Source organism: Pseudoalteromonas nigrifaciens (genome assembly GCF_002221505.1).
In the GTDB taxonomy this organism is placed as follows: Bacteria; Pseudomonadota; Gammaproteobacteria; order Enterobacterales; family Alteromonadaceae; genus Pseudoalteromonas; species Pseudoalteromonas nigrifaciens.
Genome location: NZ_CP011037.1, coordinates 28,133 through 51,126 on the forward strand (window position 1 = coordinate 28,133; position 22,994 = coordinate 51,126).

20 protein-coding genes are annotated in these 22,994 nt (G+C 40.1%); 13 read left to right on the forward strand and 7 right to left on the reverse strand.

The annotated features are described in order from the left end of the window. Positions 1-418 precede the first annotated feature (418 nt). A complete protein-coding gene (locus PNIG_RS16680; RefSeq protein WP_086998162.1) occupies positions 419-1,402 on the reverse strand; it encodes a GlxA family transcriptional regulator in 984 nt (327 codons plus the stop codon). Between the two features lie 150 nt (positions 1,403-1,552). On the opposite strand from PNIG_RS16680, the gene PNIG_RS16685 reads away from it, so the two are divergent. Next, the gene (locus tag PNIG_RS16685; protein WP_053409385.1) at positions 1,553-2,443 is read left to right on the forward strand and encodes an MBL fold metallo-hydrolase; all 891 of its coding nucleotides are present in this window, start codon (positions 1,553-1,555) and stop codon (positions 2,441-2,443) included. A 649-nt stretch (positions 2,444-3,092) separates the two neighbouring features. After that, on the forward strand, positions 3,093-3,938 hold the full coding sequence (locus tag PNIG_RS16690) for an abortive infection family protein (RefSeq protein ID WP_089369008.1): 846 nt from the start codon (positions 3,093-3,095) through the stop codon (positions 3,936-3,938). A 287-nt stretch (positions 3,939-4,225) separates the two neighbouring features. Here PNIG_RS16690 and PNIG_RS16700 read toward each other — a convergent pair whose 3' ends face one another. Next, a complete protein-coding gene (locus PNIG_RS16700; RefSeq protein ID WP_011329666.1) occupies positions 4,226-5,743 on the reverse strand; it encodes a DUF3360 family protein in 1,518 nt (505 codons plus the stop codon). Positions 5,744-6,345: 602 nt separating this feature from the next. On the opposite strand from PNIG_RS16700, the gene PNIG_RS16705 reads away from it, so the two are divergent. After that, a complete protein-coding gene (locus PNIG_RS16705) occupies positions 6,346-7,215 on the forward strand; it encodes an MYG1 family protein (protein WP_089369010.1) in 870 nt (289 codons plus the stop codon). Positions 7,216-7,329: 114 nt separating this feature from the next. On the opposite strand, the gene PNIG_RS16710 is transcribed toward PNIG_RS16705, so the two are convergent. After that, complete coding sequence (locus PNIG_RS16710) at positions 7,330-7,779, reverse strand: GyrI-like domain-containing protein (RefSeq protein WP_011329668.1); 450 nt, start codon at positions 7,777-7,779, stop codon at positions 7,330-7,332. A 138-nt stretch (positions 7,780-7,917) separates the two neighbouring features. Continuing rightward, on the reverse strand, positions 7,918-8,787 hold the full coding sequence (locus PNIG_RS16715; protein WP_086996247.1) for a LysR family transcriptional regulator: 870 nt from the start codon (positions 8,785-8,787) through the stop codon (positions 7,918-7,920). Between the two features lie 104 nt (positions 8,788-8,891). On the opposite strand from PNIG_RS16715, the gene PNIG_RS16720 reads away from it, so the two are divergent. From PNIG_RS16720 to PNIG_RS16745, 6 genes are all read left to right on the forward strand, one after another. Beyond that, positions 8,892-9,392 carry a lactoylglutathione lyase family protein gene (locus PNIG_RS16720; protein WP_011329672.1) on the forward strand — a complete coding sequence of 167 codons (501 nt, stop codon included), beginning with the start codon at positions 8,892-8,894 and terminating at the stop codon, positions 9,390-9,392. Between the two features lie 429 nt (positions 9,393-9,821). Then, the gene (locus tag PNIG_RS16725) at positions 9,822-10,442 is read left to right on the forward strand and encodes a fused MFS/spermidine synthase (protein WP_089369011.1); all 621 of its coding nucleotides are present in this window, start codon (positions 9,822-9,824) and stop codon (positions 10,440-10,442) included. 13 nt (positions 10,443-10,455) lie between these two features. Then, positions 10,456-11,343, forward strand: coding sequence for a spermidine synthase (locus tag PNIG_RS16730; protein WP_089369319.1), 888 nt, complete (start codon positions 10,456-10,458; stop codon positions 11,341-11,343). 231 nt (positions 11,344-11,574) lie between these two features. Beyond that, entirely contained in the window at positions 11,575-12,066 is a 492-nt protein-coding gene (locus PNIG_RS16735; RefSeq protein ID WP_089369012.1) for a MarR family transcriptional regulator, read from the forward strand. Continuing rightward, positions 12,056-13,123: an HlyD family secretion protein gene (locus PNIG_RS16740; RefSeq protein ID WP_089369013.1), complete on the forward strand. Its 1,068-nt coding sequence runs from the start codon at positions 12,056-12,058 to the stop codon at positions 13,121-13,123. The genes PNIG_RS16735 and PNIG_RS16740 overlap by 11 nt, the downstream gene beginning before the upstream one ends. Before the next feature lie 10 nt (positions 13,124-13,133). Continuing rightward, positions 13,134-14,183: a DUF2955 domain-containing protein gene (locus tag PNIG_RS16745; protein ID WP_086997213.1), complete on the forward strand. Its 1,050-nt coding sequence runs from the start codon at positions 13,134-13,136 to the stop codon at positions 14,181-14,183. Between the two features lie 225 nt (positions 14,184-14,408). Here PNIG_RS16745 and arfB read toward each other — a convergent pair whose 3' ends face one another. Further along, entirely contained in the window at positions 14,409-14,822 is a 414-nt protein-coding gene (arfB, locus tag PNIG_RS16750) for an alternative ribosome rescue aminoacyl-tRNA hydrolase ArfB (protein WP_011329681.1), read from the reverse strand. A 181-nt stretch (positions 14,823-15,003) separates the two neighbouring features. Here arfB and PNIG_RS16755 point away from each other — a divergent pair, with 181 nt between their 5' ends. Then, the gene (locus PNIG_RS16755; RefSeq protein WP_089369014.1) at positions 15,004-19,059 is read left to right on the forward strand and encodes a DEAD/DEAH box helicase; all 4,056 of its coding nucleotides are present in this window, start codon (positions 15,004-15,006) and stop codon (positions 19,057-19,059) included. A 282-nt stretch (positions 19,060-19,341) separates the two neighbouring features. On the opposite strand, the gene PNIG_RS16760 is transcribed toward PNIG_RS16755, so the two are convergent. Continuing rightward, entirely contained in the window at positions 19,342-19,914 is a 573-nt protein-coding gene (locus PNIG_RS16760; protein ID WP_226898081.1) for a uracil-DNA glycosylase family protein, read from the reverse strand. Positions 19,915-20,070: 156 nt separating this feature from the next. Continuing rightward, entirely contained in the window at positions 20,071-20,427 is a 357-nt protein-coding gene (locus tag PNIG_RS16765) for a VOC family protein (protein WP_011329684.1), read from the reverse strand. Between the two features lie 204 nt (positions 20,428-20,631). Here PNIG_RS16765 and PNIG_RS16770 point away from each other — a divergent pair, with 204 nt between their 5' ends. From PNIG_RS16770 to PNIG_RS16780, 3 genes are read left to right on the forward strand one after another with little or no spacing between them, the layout of a single operon-like run. Beyond that, positions 20,632-20,985: a hypothetical protein gene (locus PNIG_RS16770; protein WP_089369015.1), complete on the forward strand. Its 354-nt coding sequence runs from the start codon at positions 20,632-20,634 to the stop codon at positions 20,983-20,985. Further along, on the forward strand, positions 20,982-22,583 hold the full coding sequence (locus PNIG_RS16775) for a PepSY-associated TM helix domain-containing protein (RefSeq protein WP_089369016.1): 1,602 nt from the start codon (positions 20,982-20,984) through the stop codon (positions 22,581-22,583). The genes PNIG_RS16770 and PNIG_RS16775 overlap by 4 nt, the downstream gene beginning before the upstream one ends. After that, the gene (locus PNIG_RS16780; RefSeq protein WP_089369017.1) at positions 22,580-22,915 is read left to right on the forward strand and encodes a DUF3325 domain-containing protein; all 336 of its coding nucleotides are present in this window, start codon (positions 22,580-22,582) and stop codon (positions 22,913-22,915) included. The genes PNIG_RS16775 and PNIG_RS16780 overlap by 4 nt, the downstream gene beginning before the upstream one ends. Positions 22,916-22,994: the final 79 nt, after the last annotated feature.

Sequence of the window (22,994 nt, forward strand, 5' to 3'; positions counted from 1 at the left end):
ATCAGTCACTTACAGACAATCCGACACCATACAATGACATAAAATAAAACCATACAGTGACATAGCGGTTAACATTTATATGTATGGACTTCACTGCTTTAGTCTGTCGTTGGTGAATAGCTATCGTCAGAACGTAAACAAAGGTATAGGTAGAATTTCAGTATTTACGATTGTAGAGCTGAATTTCAGCCTATCCTAATACTTGGTTTTCACTCAAACCGAACTTCGTAAAAGTGCCATGAGCAGTCATTCATGATCAACTCGTTTCTGCCCCAAAACGTGTTGAGGCGAATGCCTCAAAAGAGCGAAAAGCAGACAAAAAAAGAGTCGATTCGTTCAAAAACAAATGTCCGCAACACTTTCATAGGTGAAATTTACATGAGCACGGAGAATTTCAATGTCCCTTACTTAAATCCAATTAATGGTTTAAAGGAAAGGGCATTTCTATCAAAGTATTAGCACCGAAAGTCCTTCGCCATGCTGTTGGAGAGACTGCATGTTTTTGTTTAAAATGTAACCTAAATGAAGTGGCGGTTTGAAATCCAACCCGTTCAGCGATTTGTTCAATCGACAATGCGGTGAGTTCTAACAATTCACGGCTGCGCTGCAAGCGCTCATTCACTAACCATTCGACAACAGTCATCCCGGTTGCCTTTTGAAACCGCCTAGTAAAGGTACGTCTACTCATCCCAACTACAGTAGCAAGTTCATCGATACTATGTGGTTTGGCGATGTTCTCACGCAGAAAATCGATCAGTGTGTTAATTTGAGCTTCCGAAGTCGAGCGAGCGATTGGGTGTTCTATAAATTGTGCCTGCCCTCCCTCACGATGGGGCGGAACCACCATTAAACGGGCAAATTTGTTGGCAATTTTCACCCCAAAAAACTTTCTGACGATATAGAGGCAACAATCTAAACTTGCCCCTGTACCAGCTGAGGTAATAAGCCGCTGGTCTTCGCTATAAAGCGCATTGGTGTCTAACTGGATTTGGGGAAATCTGGTTTTAAAATCCTGCTCAGCTAACCAATGAGTACAGGCTTTTTTCCCATCCAGAATACCTGCGTAGGCTAAAGCATAAGTGCCGTAACAAAGCCCTACCAGATAAGCCCCTCTGTTGTAGGCTTCTCGCAACGAATAAAGCATCTGAGCACTGGGTTTTTCATCCAGCTTATGCCAGCCGGGTACAATAACCACATCCATTGTTGCCAGCAGCTCCAGCCCTCCGTCAGGTTGAACAAACATACTCCGCTCGGCGTTGATGGCGCTGCTATCGGGTGCAATTAGAAACAATTCAAACAGCGATTCTTCAGGGAGGATAGACCCAAAAATCATATAGGGTACAGAAACATGAAATGGGCTGAAGGAAGGATAAAGCACCAAGCCAATTTTTAGTTTTGTCATAGCGTCCCCGCAACGTCTGAAAGTTTGAATTCTACTGATGTGGCCCAATACTTTCGAATATTGTCATTTAGGTCAGTTTTTGTCAATTGTATTGTTCTTTATCATAGCCACTGTGTTGAACACCTCACTTAGTTGATATGGAGAACAAAGATGAACTTAAGAACCTTAATGTCCAGTCTAATAGTTGGTAGCGTTTTGTTGACCGGGCCTGCATTAGCTCAGGCAACGCCGGATAAAAACACGCCAGCCCACAAGCAGACACAAATCCAGCTGGTGCGAAATGCGACACTCAAAATTAGCTATGCGGATACCACCTTTCTGCTCGACCCTATGTTGGCGAAAAAAGGAGCTTATCCGGGGTTTGAAGGCACCTACCGTAGTACGTTAAGAAACCCATTGCTGGAATTACCTATGTCTGTTGACGAAGTCATTTCCGGAGTGGACGCCATTATTGTCACGCACACGCACTTGGATCACTGGGATGAAGCCGCACAGCAATTACTGCCTAAAGATCTGCCAATATTTGTGCAGCATGAAGCAGATGCAGCATTAATCAAATCGCAGGGGTTTAAACAGGTTACTGTCATCCATGATCGCACTGAGTTTGAAGGTATTACATTGACTAAAACCGGTGGTCAACATGGTACGGACGACATGTACGCAGTTCCGCAATTGGCCGCTTTGCTTGGTGAAGCAATGGGCGTTGTATTTCAGGCTCCCGGTTACAAAACAACATACGTGGTTGGGGATACGATCTGGAACGGTGTTGTAGAACAAGCTTTAAACAAGCACCAGCCGGAAGTTGTGATCCTGAATACCGGCTATGCACAGCTTGAGGGATTTCCAAACTCTATTATCATGGGAAAAGAAGACGTGACTCGAACCAAAAACATTGCACCTCAAGCAACCATTATTGGCGTGCATATGGATGCAGTGAACCATGCAGCCTTGTCTCGTAAAGAACTGAGAGAATTTGTTAAAGCCAATAGCCTGACGCAAAGTGTCAAAGTCCCAAACGATGGCGAAATATTGAAGCTTTAACAAGCCACAGGATCAATTAATTAATAGCAGCTTGCCGACAGGCGGCTGCTATTGCTTCGGTGTGGTCGGACTGATTCGGACACTTCAATTTAGCCACACTAAGTCCTCTAGAACCTGTGACATCTTGAAACACAAAATTAAGAATCCAGCATTGTTAACTTTTTTCGCAAATCATTGTTGTCTCCAAAATTTTAAAGCCTTTGTTTATCTTCATTAACCTAAGCTTTCATTGAAAAGTTATAATACGACTGCTGCAACTTCTATTGTCTGCTTTTGGCACAGAGCCGTCCTTCGGCTCTAACTCATTTCTGTCCAGAGACGGGTTATGTATATAACTCGCCTTTGCCCCATTGTGGGTTAGAGGCGATAAGCCGCACAGATAAGAAACAAGCCAGTTGACCTACTTTTACTAATCGATAAATGACAATGACTGAAGGTTTGTAATGTGGTAACCATATCAATGCTCATTTTACAATTTCTCGTACTCGTTTATTCAGTATTACTCTGGTAGAGTAGTTATAAATCAATAGCTTTACTTAAGTAAGCCTAAGTAATAGGTTTGTTAAATCTGCCTGTGCGTTTTTGCCAAATATATGAGCAACGCATAAATACTAAGTTGCTAGCACTCTTCATCACATATCGAGGTAGTATGCGTAAAGAAATTCCTGCACCAATTATTGCTGTCTTATCTGATAATTTATGCGACATAGAGTCACATGCTGGATTAGATAATCTTTTTTTGTATGCTGATGCCCCAGGAGAACCACCCGAGGGTTCTAAGCCTGTTAAAACACAAGCATGGTTACGGCGCATAAACAAAGAATCAGATTTCCCTTTAAAAGTTCTAGGGAAACTTATTGAAACATACATGGAACTGCCTGATGAGTTAGAACAAAATAACTATCAGTGGGGTGTAAACGTTTCAGAGCAGAAGAAAGAATTTAAAGTTAAATTAAACGCCATATTAGAGCGCTGTAATTTAACTTACATCACTGGCGGCGTAATATCAGACGGCAGTTCAGCGCCGAGTAAATCATTATCTGAACTAATTAAAGGGCGCGATATTCCTTCAATTGAAGCTGAATTTAACCGAGCATTAGAGAATGTAAATTCAGAGCCTAGAGAGGCTGTTTCAGCTGCATGTAATATATTAGAGTCGATTTTTAAGGTGTATATTGCAGATGAAAAATTACCATTTCCACAAAAACAAGATCTTCAAGGTGTCTGGAAAGTAGTAAGGGATGATTTAGGCTTCGATACTAAACTTGTACAAGATGATGATCTAAAAAAGATAATATCAGGAATGCTATCAATCGTAGGCGGTATTGGCGCATTTAGAACTCATGCGAGCTCTGCACATGGTGAAGGACGAAAGGTATATAATTTGAAGCCACGCCACGCAAGGCTTGCTATTCATTCAGCGCATACTTTAGCACTTTTTGTACTTGAAACATGGGATGAGAAATCCTCAAACAAAGTGCTAACTAGAACCTAAACCTGACGGCTTAAACTATAGTGCTTTTAGCAAAAGATACGCAAAATTCTGCTTTAGCACGCCGCTGGTTAGGTTGGCGTTATCACATACCTGATTGTCATACTTTTCCTAATGGCAATCATTACTCAAAGAACTTTTACCCTAGCGAGCTTATGTCCAAAAACGAGTTTAACCGACCGTCTGCTTCTCGCTCTATGCTGCCACCTAAAAAATTAAGCTTTAAAACGCAGTAAGCGCATATAAAATGCGCTTACTGGGAGTAATTTACTTTAAGCTAACTTTTAAAGTTAGTGCCTAAAGCTTGATACTAGCGCGGGTATACCTGGCAGCATGCCTACCATGGCCATTACGCTGGTTAGTAGTACAAACATGACCAGTGGAATGATCCAGCGGCTCATGCGGGTGAGTTCTTTACTTCTTTCTTTACAGCCAATAAAGCCTAAGTTGTCTAGCAATATGGTGAGTGACCAACCAAATGCTGGGTTAACTAAGCTTGAAGCAAATACTACAATAGCAGCTGATTGGGTGGTTTTACCTACGCGGGTCATTTCCATGCCGGCTTCTAGTAGTGGAATAAATACCCCTACTATTAGCGCTACACATAGCACTGGTTGCCAAATTGCAAGGTCCATAGGGTAGCCCCATACGCCGGCAATAATACAAAATAGTGCGGTTAAAATAGCGCCTGCTGGTATTGGGCGTTTAGCAATGGCTGCTGGCACTATGTAAGTACCCCACGATGATGCAAAGTTAGCGCCGCCCAGTAGCGAGCCAAAGGTTTGCCTAACTGATGCGCTAAGCATGGTGTCGTCTATGTTCATTTGTACTTTTTCGGTACGTTTTGGGTAGCTTATTTTTTGAAATACCTGATGGCCTAAAAAGTCCGGCGACCACATAGCAACAGCAAGCACTGCAAATGGCAGTACTACTACAAAGCTTTCTAGGGTAGGTAGGCCTAACATCCAGCCAGTGTCTTCGCCCCACCAGTACATAGGGTCCATGTTTGGCAGCCCCGGTGCAGTATGAAACTCAAACGGTGCGCCTAATGCAAAGGCTATTGCGCCGCCTAAAATACAGCTAAGTGGTACGGCTAACCAACGCTTTTTAAAATGCTCTAACATGGCATATAAAATTATAGTGGAAAAAATAACAATAAAGGCAATGTGGGTCATATCGATGGCTTCGGCCCATGCAAACAGCTTTTTAACTTGCGAGGTTATGCCTATAAACCCTAGGTAGAGTAAAAGCCCGCCACATACGCCCTTACTGGTTAGTTTAGCCAGTAGGGTTCCGCCTTTACTTATTGCCAAAATTAAACCAAAGGCAGCTATGAGCAAGCCAAATGCCATAGGATGCCCCCCTGCTGCAACTACAATTGGAATTAACGGAATTAAAGGGCCATGAGTACCGGCTAAGTTAGCGGTAGGTAAAATAAAGCCTGAAAACAAAATAATAAAAAAGGCGACGATAAGTAATTCGTAACGCACGTTTTCTAAAACAAAAGCGTCGCTTAACCCCAGTGGGCTTGCAAACGTTGCGGCAATGGCGGCAACCATAACCACTTTACCTATGGTGGCAGCCATTGCAGGAATAGCGTCTTCAAATTCGAACCTGTAATCTCTAAAGGGTAAGTTTGGGCGCCAGCGTTTAGGCTGCATAATTTGCAGCTCGTGTTCTAGGTATTCGTCTCGGCTATTAAACTCAGAGCTAGGCTTGTGTAGATTTTTATAGCTATTGGTAGCGGTTTGAGTATCCGCTCCTGGTTTTGCATCAGATGAAATATCATCTTGCGGCGTGGTATTCATGGCTTCTCCTGCAACATAGTTGCTCACTCAAAATAAAAATACAGCTTTGTTTAAAGCAAATAAAAATTGAGGCGGCAGGATAAAGCAGCTAGCAACAGATTACGATTAGTCAAAGGTCTTGTATGAAACTATTTTGTAACATTTATATTCCTATGGCTGAATTTAGGATTTGGTGCTGTATTTTATTTAATTGTTTATAAACAATGGTTTAAGTTGTTTTATGAAAGTTAAAGTGCAGTGAGTTATTTTTTAGTATTTACAGCAATAATAAAAATTAAAATAACTTTATCTGCATTTATATTATGTTGTTTAAGAAAATAGGGCATTTAGCCATGCTTTAGCTGATAATTTAACTAAAGTTTGGTTATTGATACAAAAATAACGCAGCAAAATAATAACGTGTGGCTTTGCATCTCTCTATAATTAGTGGGCTATTGCATGCGAGCTTAATTGCTTTAACAAGGATAAAAAACAGTTTACTGTTTTTGTTAGCGCTCATCAGATAGAATCCGCCTTATGATTTTTACTTGTTAAGTATTTTCAAAACCGTAACGTTTAAATAGCGAGACCTTCTTATCCTTTTAGAAAATGATACAAAACCAATGAATGATATAACGATAGCAACCCACAACGGTACTTTTCATGCAGATGATGTTTTTAGTGTAGCTGCACTTAAGTATATTTATCCTTCTTTTAAACTTATACGCACCCGCGATATGAAGCTTATAAGCAAAGCCGATGTTGTGATTGATGTAGGTGGCGAGCATAACCCAGAGACAGGCCGTTTTGATCACCACCAACGTGGCGGTGCCGGTGCGCGTGAAAATGGTATTCCTTTTTCTTCATTTGGTTTAATTTGGCAAAAATATGGTCTTGAAATATGCCAAGGCAGCCAAGAAATAGCCAATGCAATTGACTCTGGTTTAGTATCTACTATTGATGCAATTGACTGCGGCCATGTTGAAGGCGTTGCTAAAGGCATTAGCCTTAGCCAAACTATTTCAATGTTTAACCCAACGTGGCAAGAAGAAAGTAACTTTGATGCCTGTTTTGATGAAGCGGTTGAGTTTGCATCGCGCATTTTAACTCGCTTTATAGCTGCGGCTAACGGTGGCATTAATGCAAAAGCAATTGTTGCTAAAGCGATTGAAAATGCAGCTGATCCACGTGTAATTGTGTTAGAGCAATACACACCGTGGAAAAAAACCGTGCATGCGCTTTCTGATAAAGCATTATATATGGTTTATCCTTCGCACTCTGGCCAGTGGATTGTGCAAACTGTACCGGTTGAGCCAGGATCGTTTGAAGACCGCAAGTCACTCCCAAAACCGTGGGCTGGTTTATCTGATAAAGAATTTCAGGACGAAACTGGGCTTGAAGATGCTGTTTTTTGTCATAACGGTTTATTTATTGCTGGCGCAAAGTCGTTTGCAAGTGCGATGAAAATGGCAGCAATGGCGCTAGAAGCTTAGTAATATAGGGCTTTAAAAGTGCTAGTCGCTAAAATTAATATTTACGCGCATAAAAAAACGCTAGCAAGTTAAGCTAGCGTTTTTAATTATGCCTAAAGCCTAAAGCCTAAAGCTTTATTCTTTAACCGCTATGGCTATTTCTACTTCATCAGCACTTTTGTAATATTCGTAGTCGCTGCTGTAGGTACGAGTAAAACGACAGTCGTCTGAGCTAAAGTATTGCCAAATTTCGCCCCACAGGTCGATTACCGCATCGGGCATTTCACCTGTCCCGTTAAATACTAAATAACTCCCTGCCTCGGTAGTTACTTTTACTGACTTTTGATCTCCAATCGATAAGTCGTCGCAACAGGCTATTACATCAAATTCACCGGTTACATCGCTTTCATAGTTAGTGTAAACACCATACGTTTTTGTATTTTTTGTTAGCTGTTGTCCATGCTTTTCACCAAATTTTTGCCAAAGCTCCGTTATTTTTGCAGTGCCAGAGTTCATTTCATCGGCGTTACACGTTCTTACCTTTAAACCAGTTAAAGTTATACTTGGGAGTTGCTTTACTTGCATTATGACCTTCCTTACTTCAATCACTTAGCTTTAACGTAACTATAACGTAACAGAAAAACTATTATGGACTGTAACTATTTATAAGTCCTTTAAATTATTTAATTTGAACTCTGGTTAAGGGATTTATTATTACAGCAATTATAAACTCTCTTTTATTGTGTAAATTACTGTATGCATACGTTTTGCTAATGGCCTGTTGCGATGGTGGCACACGTAAATATTTTCACTTATAGGGTTTGCCAAATAATGAGTTTGTATAAGTTTAGGCTTATTAAACGCACTTATTGCATGCGCAGGTAACACAGTAAAGCCCAGGCCTAAGCTTACCGGCTCCAGTATTAAACTAATTTGATTAGAAAAACCGGTGTGTTTTATTTGCTCTAAATGTTCAAACTGCGGGTAGTTTTCGCTCAACAAAAGTTGCGCGTGGTGTTTAGCGTCGGGGTGAGCAATAAAGCCAAGTTCACATAAAGCTTGCCATGTTGGGGTTTTAATATGTGCAGGGGTAACTAATAGTAACGGCTCTGTACCTATTTTATGGCTGGTTACTTCGCTAAGTGTGGGTGCTTGGGTTAAAAAACCAATGTCGGCATTATGGTTAGCTACAGCCTGCTCAACACTTATATTTGGCGCAAAGCGGTAGTCAATATTCAGCCCTTGGTGCTTTGTTTGCAAAGCTAATAACTGGCTATAAAACTGCAATCCACAACTACCAGGCGACTGTATTTTTACTTTACCGCTGTAAGGCGAGTCGTCTTTTAATTGCTGCTCTAAAAACTGCCACTCTTTAAGTAATAAACTGCCTTGTTGATATAGATTTTGCCCATGCACAGTAAGCGAAAACTGTTTGCCGTGTCTTTCTAGCAAAGCACAGTTAACGTGCTGCTCTAATTTTTTAATGTGTTGGCTTACACCCGACTGGGTCATGTGGAGGCGATCGGCTGTTTGCGTAAAGTGGTTTACCTCAACCAAAGTACAAAACGTATTTAACCATATGGGATTTATCATTACAAAATGTACTCAAAATGATGATTAATGATTATTTTACTTAATTTAACTGGCTTCGTAAACTAAACGCATTAACCAGTAACAAGATAAGCAGGAACATTATTATGAGTCATACCTATCCACGTAGTTTTTCGCATATTGGTATTTCGGTACCAAACGTTGAAAAAGCAGTAGAGTTTTATACTCAAGTTATGGGTTGGTACACTATTATGGAGCCAACCGAAATACTCGAAGACAAAAGCCCAATAGGCGAAATGTGTACTGAAGTGTTTGGTGAAAAATGGGAAAAATTTAAAATAGCGCACTTATCTACAGGCGATCGTATTGGTGTAGAAATTTTTGAATTTAAAAACCAAGAAAACCCAAAAGATAACTTTGAATATTGGAAAACCGGTATTTTTCATTTTTGTGTGCAAGACCCAGATGTTGAAGGCCTAGCAGAGCGTATTGTAGCCGCCGGTGGTAAAAAACGTATGGCCGAGCCACGTTATTACTACCCAGGTGAAAAACCATACCGCATGATCTACATGGAAGACCCGTTTGGTAATATCCTAGAAATATACAGCCACAGCTACGAACTTATTTATAGTGCCGGTGCATACTAAGTTAGTGTGTAGCTAGTATTTAAATATATAAAGGCTGCAGTAAGCTACTGCAGCTTTTTTATTGCCTAAAATTAAGTAGACACCCACACTTATTATCCGAATTTAGGGTATTTGAACAAAACTATTCTTAGTTGAATAGTCACTGGTTTTTAAGTGGGTATTCAGATAGTTAGGTGTCTAGATAATTATTTCAGATAGAGAGTTAAGTAGACACCTACACTTATTATCAATATTTGAGTAAAACTATTCTTGGTTAAATAATCACTGGTTTTTAAAGTGGGTGTCTACTTAATTGGGTTTTAGTTGGTTGCCTTAGCTGCTTCATTTGGGGCAGTACTGTAAACGCCCTTTACAGTATAAAAATAAAGCATAGCCAGTTATTGAGCATCACGTTAATATGGACAAAAATAACACGATAAGAATTATAAAATGTTAAACAAAACCAATGCACTTATTTACTTTTTGGCCTTTAGTAGTGGCTTTAGTATTATGGGAATTGAGCTATTAGGTGGGCGTATTTTAGCGCCGTTTTTTGGTAGTAGCGTACATATTTGGGGCAGTATAATTACGGTATTTATGCTGAGCCTATCGTTTGGTTATTTACTTGGCGGTAAATTGTCAATTAAGCGCCCTAGCCTAGCCAAGTACGGGAGTATTTTTTTATTGGCAAGCATTATGGTGTTGCCCATTGCGTTATTTGCTAACCCGATAATGGAATTTATTTTTACTCACATTGAAGACAGCCGCTATGGCTCGTTACTCGCCTCTACGGCATTATTTTTTGTTCCTACTATTATATTAGGCATGATCTCCCCTTACTCGGTTCGGCTTTTAGTTACCGACAGCGAACACAGCGGCCAAGTTGCTGGCGGGTTATATTTTGTAAGTACCTTGGGCAGCGCACTAGGCACTATTATTACCTCATTTTATATGGTGCTCGCGTTTGACGTAAACGCCATAATAATTGGTTTTGCCTTAACTTTAGCGGTATTAGGCTTACTAGCCATACTGGTAAATAAACTATTTTTAGCGGAGCGTCGTTATGCATAAAAGCAATTTTTACATGGTTTTATATGTGCTGATGTTATTAAGCTTGTTGTTTTCACACTTAAGTGTGGCTAAAACAATACATAGCGAGCGCTCGCTTTATCGTAATATATTAGTGGAAGAAACCGGTAATTTACGCTGTTTAAAGTTTGATGAAAAATCTAGCCAAAGTAGTCAAAGTTGCATGTATATTAACGAGCCAAAAAAGTTAGTTTTTAATTACACTAAATTGGTGTTTTCAAGCTTGTTGCTAATAGATGATCCTAAAAAAGTACTTATTATTGGTTTAGGCGGTGGCACTTTGTCTAACACCATTTCAGAGCTTTACCCTAAGGCAATAATCGAAAATATTGAAATAGATCCTGCGGTAATTAAAGTGGCCCGCGATTACTTTAATTTTAAAGAAAGTACTAAGGTAACGGCAAAAGTACAAGACGGTCGTATTTTTATAAAACGTGCGGCGCTTAAAAAACAGCAGTTTGATTGGATAATTTTAGATGCATTTAATGGCGACTACATTCCCGAGCATTTACTAACTAAAGAGTTTTTTGAAGAGTTAAAAAGTGTGCTTGCGAGTGACGGCGTTATTGCGGCAAATACGTTTTCATCGAGCAAACTGTACGAGCACGAGTCGGCCACTTATAACGCTGTTTTTGGCGACTTTATTAACGTTAGCCGAAAAAACTACAGTAATCGTATTATTTTAGCCGGCAATAAAAGTACCCTTACCCAAGCGCATATTAATAAACGCGTAAGTGAGTTAACCCCTCTGCTATTGCCTTACGGTGTAAATATTAAAGCTATTAGCCAAATGCTGCACTTTACAAAAAATAATCACGATTGGCCTGAAAATACAAAAGTCCTTACCGATCAATACTCCCCCGCTAACCTACTCAACTTTTAGCCTAGGGCGTGTTTGGTATTTATGTGTGGTTACCGCCTTTTTATGGGAGTAACCACACTACACAGGCTCTGCCTTACCTAAAACCAAATATAACGCTGCAAATTAAATCTTAAAAGATCAACAACCCCTAGTGTTTTAGCGGCTAAACCTTTACTAAACCCTAGCTAAATATTTACTTAGCATGCTAACTAATGGTAAAGTGCTTAGCATGCTAAGTAGTTAGAGGTTGAAATGTCTAAACCGGTTCCTTTTCATGAAACACTCGATTTAACCTTGTGTGGCAGTATGGGTCGAGTGCATAGATTATGCCGAGAAGTTGTTACAGTTGCCGTTGAGCCGCTAGGCTTAACTCAATCGCGTTGGATTGCTTTGGTGCATATAAATATGCTGAAAGAGGGAGTAACTCAACAAGCGTTGGCGCATAGTTTAGGCATAGAAATGCCGTCGCTTACGCGTACCCTTAAGCAACTCGAAGAGCTTTTTCTTATTACCCGTCAAGTTGATAAGCACGATAAGCGCAGTAAAAAAATTTATTTTACAGAGCAAGGCCGCAATATATTAAAGGCGGTAGAGGCACAGATCACTGATATTAAAAATCAGCTTTATAATGGACTAAACGATGAGCAGTTAGATGTAATGGCTCATGGTTTAATTAAAATGGAAGACAACGCAAAAAATTATATTAAATATCACAGTTCTAATAAGGTTAACAATGACACCTGATCAAAAATTTGCGCGCTATGTGAGGCTTTCACTCGTTGGATTCATTTTAGTGTTTTTATACTATGTTATAGCCGATATTTGGCTGCCAGTAACGCCACAAGCGCGTGTTTACCACCCAGTAGTACAAATCTCACCGCAAATAAGTGGCCGTGTTACTAAGGTGTTAGTTAGCAATAACCAACCGGTAAAGGCTGGTGATATATTGTTTGAGATAGATCAAAGTACTTACTTACTGGCTGTTGAACAAGCTAAACTAACCCTCGATGATGCCAAATTACAAAATAAACGCCTTGATACTAATGTTAAAGCGCTTGAGGCACAAATTAGTGCAGCTAAAGCAAAACAACATGAGCAAAGCTTATTAAAAAGTAGAGGCGAAAAGCTCTATAAGCAAAACTCTATATCGGAACAAGAGCTGGAGAGTATTCGGGCTAACTTTGCTGCAAGTAAATCAAACGTAGCGGCTTTTGAAGCGCAATTAGCCGAAGCTGTTTTAGCGCGTGGCACATCAGGGGAGGATAACTTAGCGCTGCGCCATGGAGCGAATCAGTTAGCGCAAGCTGAGCTTAACTTATCGTATACACAAGTACGTGCTTTAAGCGATGGTGTGGTTGCCAACTTGCAATTACTTGACGGTGCTTATGCTCTTAGTGGCCAACCTTTGTTAGCTATTGTGGCTAAAAAGGCTGATTTAGTAGCCGACTTTCGTGAAAAATCACTGCTTAATATGCACCCAGGTAGTTTAGCAAAAGTGGTTTTTGATAGCTGTCCCGGTGAAGTATACGACGCAAAAATTAGTACTTTTGAAGCGGGTGTAAGCGATGGCCAATTAAGTGCCAATGGCTTGCTAAGCACTACCGAAACCAGTAACCGTTGGGTACGCGACGCACAGCGCCAACGTATTCATTTGCAGTTATTAAAAAACGATCAAGCGCTAATTGCTAATATGCCTAGTGGCGCGCGTGCTACGGTGCAACTACTTCCTGAGTCAAAATTTGGACAATGGTTAGGCGCATCACAAATACGTTTTATTAGCTGGTTACATTACATTTATTAGTGGAGGCAAAATGAGTCAAAAAATTAGCCAGTCTCCACAACTTGACTCTAACGGCCTACGCCAAGCGCTGCGTATTGCCGGCGGGTGCACGTTAGGGTTTGCTATTAGTAAATTAATGAACTGGCCAAATGGGATTTTTTTTACTGTTTACCCCATGCTGCTATTAGGTTTAGTGCCAACGTTAAATAAATCTGTGGTTAGGCAGTTTTTTGCCAGTGCCGCATTTAGCGCGCTTGTTGTGCTTATATTGCAGGGGTTATTTTCGCACTTGCCGGTACTTATGGTACTGATTGTATTTGCCTGCTTTTGTATTTTATTTTACCAAATGAGTAGCGGAAGTGGCTTTTTGTTTGGTGCCTTAGGTGCGGTTAGTTTATCGATTCAATTACACTTTGCCAGCTATGTAACTGGTAGTAGCAGTATTTATCCGCTTATTTTAAGTAACGGTATAGCCATTATTTTAACTGTAGTAATTGCAGCAGTAATGCATGGTTTATTTCCCGATGTTACTGCGCGCCCTGGGCGTGCAGTGCCAACAAAAGATAAAGCAAGTATTCGCCACGAAGTGCTGTTGTGCTCGAGCGTGGCTACGTTATCGTTTATTGTTTTTCAGGCACTGGATTTACAAGACTCTATTTCGGCGCAGGCGGCATCTATTTTAATTTTATTTTCGTTATGCTGGAAAGCCGCAGGCATAGCCAGTTGGCAGCGTATAATTGGCACGCTTATAGGCTGTAATGCCGCACTTTTGTCGCAGCTATTTTTATACACCCATACCGACTTTTTACTGTTTCCTGTTATTGTGTTGTGGATTTTATCGTTTATATTTAGTCGTTTTCATATTTTAGGTGGGGGGCCGCCGGGCATTGGCTTTGGTGTTTTAACCACGTTTGGTATTTTATTTGGGCAGTCGTTAGCCCCGGGGCAAGACTTGATTTACAGTGCGCTGTATAGGTTTAGCTCTGTGACAGTGGCTGTTGTTATTAGCTTAAGTGCGGTATATGCGATGCATAGATTATTAAATAAATTTAATACTACACGCCATCATACCTACGATTAGCGTTAACATCGATGCTGATTTTGGGTTACAAGCGCTGAGTTTGCAGCCCACTTCCCTTTCTTCTTTAAAGCGCAGCGCCTCATCCCTTTTTTGTGAATAATTTACTTAATGGGCTATTACACAAAAAACAGACGCATATAAAATAGATATCAGAAAAAGAAGAAGTCTTATATCAAGAAAATATTCGGGCTTCGCCCGCGCGTCAGCAAGCTTAACGCCTTACTTTTAAAGCTTAATATTGCCGCGTAACGCTTTGGTTTGGCCGTGTTTGGTTTTTTTATCCATGCGTTTACGCTGCGAATTACGGCTCGGTTTAGTGGCTCTGCGGGCTTTATTTACTTTAGTTGCGCTAATAATTAGATCTTTTAAGCGTTTAAATGCATCTTCGCGATTAAGCTCTTGTGTGCGGTGGCTTTGCGCTTTTATTATTAATACGCCGTCTTTGGTTATGCGGCTGTCGTTTAGTGCAAGTAAACGTTCTTTATAAAAGTCGGGTAATTTAGAGCGGTTAATATCAAAACGAAGATGGATAGCGCTGGCTACTTTATTAACGTTTTGTCCACCGGCACCTTGCGAGCGAACTGCGGTTAATTCGACTTCCCATTCATCAATGGTCACGGTATTTGAAATAGTTAACATTAGACTCAGCTAGTTTTTATAAAAATCTAGTATACCATTTGTAATTAACTATACCCAAATCAAGGTAAGCAGCTATTAATTGGCGTAAATTTAACCCTTAACGGGTTAAGCAGCCCTTTAGGTTGTAACCTAAAGGCGCGGGAGTATATACTCAGTTATCTTGTGTTTATTATAGTGTTTTATGTCTTTATCTACTTTTGCCCCAGTAACCACGATTGATGATCAAAAAAAGCTTTGTGTTTTATTAAGTTTACTTTTAAGTTCTTCATCTTACAGCTATCAAAATTCGCCTCAGCTGTTTTCTAAACTGCTATTTAATCATTTTATAAACGGGTATTCGTTTTCACTCGCCGAAGTAAAAAAAATTACCCGCGAGTTAGAAGAACAATCACTGGTTTGGGAGCAACCGTTTAGGCAAAATCATAAACTTTCTATTGATGCCATCGTATATGCAATTGTAAGTTTGTTAGAGTACTGCCCTGGCTTAATTAAAAGCTTTTTAACGCAAATAACCACCATATACCGCTTTAACGACAGTGCTTTAATGTTTATGTTTGAGCTATTTAATAGCATTGAGAAAAGTGAAGGCTCGCCGTTAGCGTCATCTGCAGAGCCTGAAATTGATCATCACTTTATTAATTTACTAGCACAATCAAAATACAGTAAGCAGCTGTGGTTAGCTTTACCCGCGCAGTGGCAACAAATATGTTTAGAGCATTTTATTCGCGGTGAATTTTTTAATCTAACTGCTGAGCATTCATGGCCATCAATAGTACAAAGTACCGCGACCACTATTGAGCCAAGTAAGCGAATTTACCTAAACGAAAGCTTAGCTACGCTGCTGCAACAACCTGACTATAATGAATTACTCATTGATAAGTCGCACAGTAACTTAGTAATATTTAGTCAGGCTAATAGCCTTGCCATTGACGGCACTCATTTAGAATTAGCGCTGCAACAATTTAAAACGGGGTTAACGCTTTATCGTAAAACCTTTGTTAAGGGTAGCTATCCGTGTGAAATAAGCGGTTTACTGTATATGGTGTGTTTATATGCCAGTGGTACTGAAGCCGATTTAAAACAGCTAAAAACACATAAAAATTGGTATAACAAACAACTCGGCGAGCTCAGTAGCACAACGCAAGCCATTGAATTTTTGTTACTCGCACCCGAAAAAGTAATAAGTTTTGAGCAGCGCTTACTACACGATACGATTGCAAACCTACAGGCAAACCCAAATGCACTAGCGCCTCTTTTTTGCCTATTATTGGCTTTAATAAAGCACGGCAGCGAAGAGCAAATTAATGCCCTTAGAGATAACAGTAAACTGCTGAGCCAATTAATTCATTCAAGCCAACAGCATCAGCACTGGCTAGGTGAGCAGTGCACGCATTTAGCAAATTGGCTAACGCACGATACACCATTGCCAGATACCGGTTTATTACAGCATTTTAAACGCGTGCCACAATGGCAGCGTTGGTTAAATGAAGTAAGTAAAATAGATACTCCAACGCAAAATGAGCGCCTAGTTTGGCAGCTAGACCTTACCCATTTAGACCTGCCACTTATTCAAGCCAAAGTGCAAAAACACAACAGCAAAGGCGAATGGACTAAAGGCCGTAAAGTAAATATTTATGATCTTGACAATGCTCAATACCGACATTTACTTAGCCCAGCCGATCATAATTTAGTGCAAGTAATTAGTAATCATGCGGGCTTTGGTTACAGTGAAGTACAAGCAACCAGCGCGGTGTTGCAAGCGCTAATTAACTTCAAAGGGCTTGAAGACATTAAAGGTAATTTAGTTACGCTTAACAAAGGTGAGTTTATAATTGAAATTGGGCAAAATATTAACGACTGTTACCAATTAATTATACAGCCTAAAATTACCGACATAGACGGCGACTTTTTACTTACCCACAGCCACGCTAATAGTTACCAAGTATTTGTAGTAGACGACAAACAACACAAACTAAATAGCCTGCTTGCTCAGCAACCTAATAACTTAACAGAAGAAAAACTGCCACAACTTAATGCGGCATTAGAGGCCTTGTCGGAGGAGCATTATATTAGCAGTAGCCGCAGCGAGTTTTCTGCGGTTAATAACGTGCGCCAAGGGCTTGTTGATTTAGCCGCAGTAATTAAGTTAACCCCAATGGGTATAGACGTTAACTTTTATACTATGCCATTTGGTGTTGACGGCCCATGGGTTGAGCCCGCAATAGGCGCAATAACCTTAGCCTATAGCGATAACGAGCAAGCCGATAACAGCGTTGTAAAACGTGATTTAAAAGCAGAAAAACGCGCTTTAAAAAACCTACTTAGTAATTTAGCTGGCGTATTTGCCGATCAAGAGCATCCGCAGTATAACAGCGCGCATCAGCAGTTTTATTTACCAGAAGATATTAGCCAAGCCATAATACAATTAGAAGCCGCGCAAAAAGACAACGCACTAGTATTAAGTTGGGATGAAAACGCCCAAGGTATGAAGGTTGCCAATAGTAAGCACCTTTCTCTTAATTTAAATGATGATAACGATTGGCTCAGTGTTAGTGGTAAATTATCGCTCCCCGATGGTCAAATTATTGCTTTGCAAACACTCCTTAAAGCCCCGCGTCGTGGCAGTATTATAGAGTTTGACGAAAATAACTCGTTATTATTAGATCAGCGCCTAACTAACTTATTAAATCGCTTAGAGGGCATGCAAAGTAAAACTAAAAACGCCCCCGACGATCAACTTCGTATTGCTAATGCGCGCGCTCTTCCTTTGTATCACAGTGCTGCAGAATTGAGTGATGTTAGCTTTGGTGCAAACTGGCAACAGCGCTTAGCTAAATTTGAGCGCCCAAGTGAACCCGTATTACCCGCGCATTTAGTTAATATATTACGCGACTACCAAGTGGTTGGCGTAAAATGGTTAATGCAACTGGCTAACTGGGGGTTAAATGCCTGTTTAGCCGATGATATGGGCTTAGGTAAAACGCTACAAACACTCAACGTATTACAAATGCGCAGTGCTTTAGGTGCCAGCTTAGTTATAGCGCCAAAATCGGTATGTCATAACTGGCAGGTAGAGGCTGCGCGATTTACCCCTACCCTCAATATTAAAACTATTGATAATGCAGCCGCAACTGATGAGGTGCTAGCCGGTGCTACCGCTAATGACCTAGTAATTGTTAGTTATGGCTTATTACCTTTAATAGGGGATCAATTAGCTGCGTACGAATTTGCCAATATTGTACTAGACGAAGCACAAGCCATTAAAAATCCATTAAGCCTTCGTGCTAAAGCTGCTTTTGCACTTAATGGCCAGTTTAAAGTTGCGCTTTCGGGCACACCTATCGAAAATCATTTAGGTGAACTGTGGAGCCTATTTAACTTTTTAATGCCGGGTTTTTTACATTCATTAGCTGAGTTTAAAAAGCGCTTTGGTAATGCCGATAAAAACCAGCAGCAGGCTGATACGCTAAAAACATTAATTGCGCCGTTTATTTTACGCCGTAATAAAAAAACGGTACTGACCGAGTTACCCGATAAAACCGAAATAAACCTTACTTTTGCGCTCAGCGATAAAGAGCAAGCTCTTTACGAAGCCACTCGCTTAAACGCGCTTGAGCAAGCCAGCCAAGAAGACAGCCAATACATTACTATATTGGCGTCATTAACTAAATTGCGCCGCGCGTGTATTGCTCCGCAGTTATTAATTGAAAACAGTAAGTTACCGTCAAGTAAACTCGACACCGCCGAAGCAATAATTGAAGAATTACTTGAAAATGATCACCAAGCACTTATTTTTAGCCAGTTTGTTGATGTACTTAAATTAGTTGAACAGCGACTAAAAAAACGCGGTATAGCATATTGTTACCTTGATGGCAGCATGAGCAGCAACAAACGCAAGCAACAGGTTGATAAGTTTCAGGCAGGTGAGGCGCCTTTATTTTTAATTAGTTTAAAAGCTGGCGGCACCGGGCTTAATTTAACTGCCGCCGACTATGTGCTGCACTTAGATCCTTGGTGGAACCCCGCGGTTGAGCAGCAAGCCTCCGACAGAGCGCACCGCTTAGGGCAAACACGCCCTGTAACCGTGTATCGTTTAATTGCGCAAAACACCATAGAAGAAAAAATACTGCAACTGCATGAGCACAAACAAGCCCTTGCCGACAAAGTACTCAGCGGCAGCAGCAACACCGGGCAATTATCAAAAGATCAGTTATTGTCTTTGTTGCAAAATCAGTAAAAATAAAGCGTTTAGTACTAAGTGCGATTTAAAGTCGCACTTACAATAAAATTTAAGCACAGCCATAGGTTTACTCGAAGTTGCTAAGCTTGCTGGCGCGATATTTTCAACGAAAATATAATTATTTAAATGTTTGCATTAGATACGCGTAATATGAGTAGACAAAAGCAAACGTACTTGGTTTTACTCGTAGGCAAGCTATGCTTGCTGGCGCAATATTTTCAACGAAAATATAATTATTTAAATGTTTGCATTAGGTGTGCGCGGCAACAAGCTACTTGCCTACAATAATACCTCTGCTACGCGTTTTTTTAACTCTGGCAGTACCTCCTGTTCAAACCAAGGATTCTTTTTAAGCCAAATATTATTACGCGGGCTGGGGTGTGGTAGTACTAAATGGCTTGGCCAATAGTCACGCCACGATTTTACTAACTCAGTAAGCGGTAGCTTTTTAGTGTCGGGTAAATGATAAGCCTGAGCATACTTACCTAGCACAATAGTGAGCTGTAAATTAGGCAAGGCGGCTAAAAGCTGCGCGCGCCAAGCTGGGGCACATTCTTTACGTGGTGGTAAATCGCCCGACTTGCCTTTACCCGGATAGCAAAACCCCATAGGTAAAATTGCAATGTTATTGGCATCATAAAACTGATCGTTAGTAAGCCCTAACCACTGCCTTAGGCGTTCACCGCTTTGATCGTTAAACGGTATACCGCTTTGGTGTACTTTTATACCGGGCGCTTGGCCTGCAATTAATATTCGGGCGTTAGGGTTAAATTGTATTACGGGGCGCGCTCCTAACGGTAATTGCGGCTCGCAGATCACGCATTTACTAACTTGAGCTACTAATTCATTCAATTCTATCTTTTTTGACTGTTTTTCACTCAAATTTAGGCCTCTATTCGTTATTTGTGGTATTGAGTTGGTAAAAAATCGGTTTATTTTAGCGTGCCTAACTACTAGTTAGTATAATAGTGATCTATTACTGGTTATGCACTTAACCTATTATATAACCTAGTGTTTTTCAGCCCATACTGCAAACTCATTACCGCTTGGCTCGGTAAAATGAAACCTACAACCGCCAGGAAATTCAAAAATAGGTTTAATTACTTTACCGCCGTATAAGGTTACTTTTCTTTGTGTTGCATGAATATCGCTGCTGTAAAAAACCAATAGCGCCCCACCCTCTTCAGTACTCGATTTTAACGGCGATTGGTAAAACCCACCATTAAGCTCTTGCCCGCTAAAAGCCGTGTAGTCTGGGCCGTAGTCGGTAAATTGCCAATTAAAAACTTGGCTAAAAAACGCTTTAGTTGCGGTTAAATTAGCGGCTGGAAACTCTACATAGTTTAGCTTTTCGTGATTATTCATCATTATTCTACTTACTATTTTTAAAGGGTAAATTAACCATAAACCTAAGTTAACTACCAAGCAAGGCGCTTAAGCGTATTTGGGATCAATATTATACTAAGTTAAAGTTAATTTACACATGCAAATAGGAATCACTATCTTTTGTATTCATAAACTATATAATAGCACTTTTATTTTTCGCCATATTTAAGGGATTGACTCATTATGCAGGCTTCATCACTTAGTTTAGGGTCAACTAAGCTGCTTTTATTAAAGCCGCTTTTGATATTTCAGCACATAAGCCATTTTAGTTATGCTTTTAAAGTGTGTTTACGCTTTTTAATTGCCATTGTCGGTGGCTACTTTTTTACCGCGGTGAGCTGTTCGCTACTGAGCGCTATTTTGCCACTAAATAAAGCGGATGCAGTTTTGATGAGCGTGTCGTTAAGTATTTTAATTTATACGCTGGTATTTATTTACGCTTTTTATGTTAAGTCATTAAAAACAGTATGGATCAGTATTTTACTAGCTACTGCAGCACAATTAATTTTATTAGCACTAATAAAGGGTTGGGTATGAAGGATAGTTTTTTTCGTTCAATGACCTGGTTACATACCTGGGTTGGGCTATTAGTGTGTTGGTTACTTTATTTGATCTTTTTTTCTGGTACGTTGAGCTTTTTTAGAGACGAAATGAGTTTATGGAATCAGCCCGAAATTCATAATATTCAAGCACAATCTGATCGTATAAGTGCCCAAAAACAGCAAATAATTACAGGTTTTGATTACTTAAACGCTCAAGCAAGCAATGCCCCAAATTGGCGTATAACACTTCCTGAACAACGCGTACCTTACTTAACCTACGGCTTTGCAAAACCTAAAGAGCCGGGCCAGCGTAGAAGTAAATTTGAAGACACGCAATTAGATCCAAATACTATGCAGCCGCTTGCATCTTTTAGAGAAACCAAAGGCGGTAACTTTTTTTATCGCCTGCATTTTGATTTACATTACATAGATGTTATTACAGCGCGCTGGATTGTGTGTTTTGCAAGTTTATTTATGCTGATTGCCATTGTGTCGGGGGTGGTGATCCACAAGCGTATTTTTAAAGATATGTTTACCTTTAGGCGCAATAAAGGCAGCCGTACATGGCTCGACGCTCATAATATAAGCTCAGTATTAGCCCTGCCCTTTCATTTAATGATTACCTACACTGGGTTAATTACCTTAATCTTTATGCTGTTTCCTTACCCGGCAGAAACTAGTTACGACAAAGGTATGCGAGACTTTTTTAATGATGTTACCCCGCGTAATAATGTAACTGACAAAGCGCAGGGTGCAGCGCCTATGGTAAAAGTAAATAGCATTTTAGATCAACTTTATACTAAGTGGCCAAATGCTGATATTCGCCGTGTACAGGTAAGTAATCCTAATATGGCAGCATCAACTATCACTGTACTAGTTAGCCCACAAAAAGCATTTCGTGACCAAACGCCGCGGTTAATATTTAGTGGCGCCACAGGGGAGTTAGTAGCCCAAACCGATGAAGAACTAAGTGCAGGCAAAGCGCTTTATGAATCGTTAAACTCAATGCATACCGGGCGCTTAGCCGAACCATTACTTCGTTGGCTCTACTTTTTAGGAGGTATTGCGGGTTTTGTAATGATTGCCTCTGGCTGCATTATGTGGGCAAAACGTTTACGTGAGCGAATGAAAAAAAATGCTCACCCATCGTTTGGCTTAAAATTAGTAGAAGGATTAAACCTAACTACTTTAATGGGGCTTCCATTAGCTACCTGTGCGTTTTTTATTGCTAATAGAGTACTTAGCCTACAAGTTGCCGGGCGTGCTGATAAAGAAGTGTTGGCGTTCTTTTTAACCTGGCTTGTGGTGGCTATTGTAGCGCTTATAAAGCGTGATAGAGTGCAATGGCGAGTTATGGCGGCAATAAATGGTTTAGCCTGTTTAGCAGTGCCTGTAATTAATGCGCTAACAACTAACGGTAATATAGTTAGTTATTTAATAAATAAACAGTGGGCGTTATTCACCTTTGATGCGCTGTTTATACTCTCAGGCATATTGTTTTTTATACAAACCGAAAAATTACGTACTGCCAAGCCAACTACAAAAGCGATAAAAAAAAATACTAGTTCTGACTTAAAAGGACAAAAAGCATGATGGAGTTATTACAATTTAGCCTCTGTTTGCTGGCTTTTAACGCGTTTGCGTTGGCTAAATTTAATCATTTTAAAGATGTTTTTAAAAAACGGCCGACTAATTTGCAAAGAAAATACCTCCTAGTTACCGCTTGGATCAGTATTTTACTAAGTCTGCTCCTTTGTGTGAATGATCAAAGCGGGTATGGTGCGTTGCTTTTTTGTGGTTATATGTCGCTAAGTACTTTAATTATAATGGTTTTTTATAATTTTATAACTCAGCTTGTTAAAGTTTTTAGTGTGTTAAATTTGGTTGTAACAGCCTTAACTACTCTACTTTTAGTATTAAACTAGGCTAAGTTAGTAAAATACTGATCTGCTAATGTAGTTTTAAATAAGTAGTAAATAACTAAAATGGGAAGCTCATTGCTTG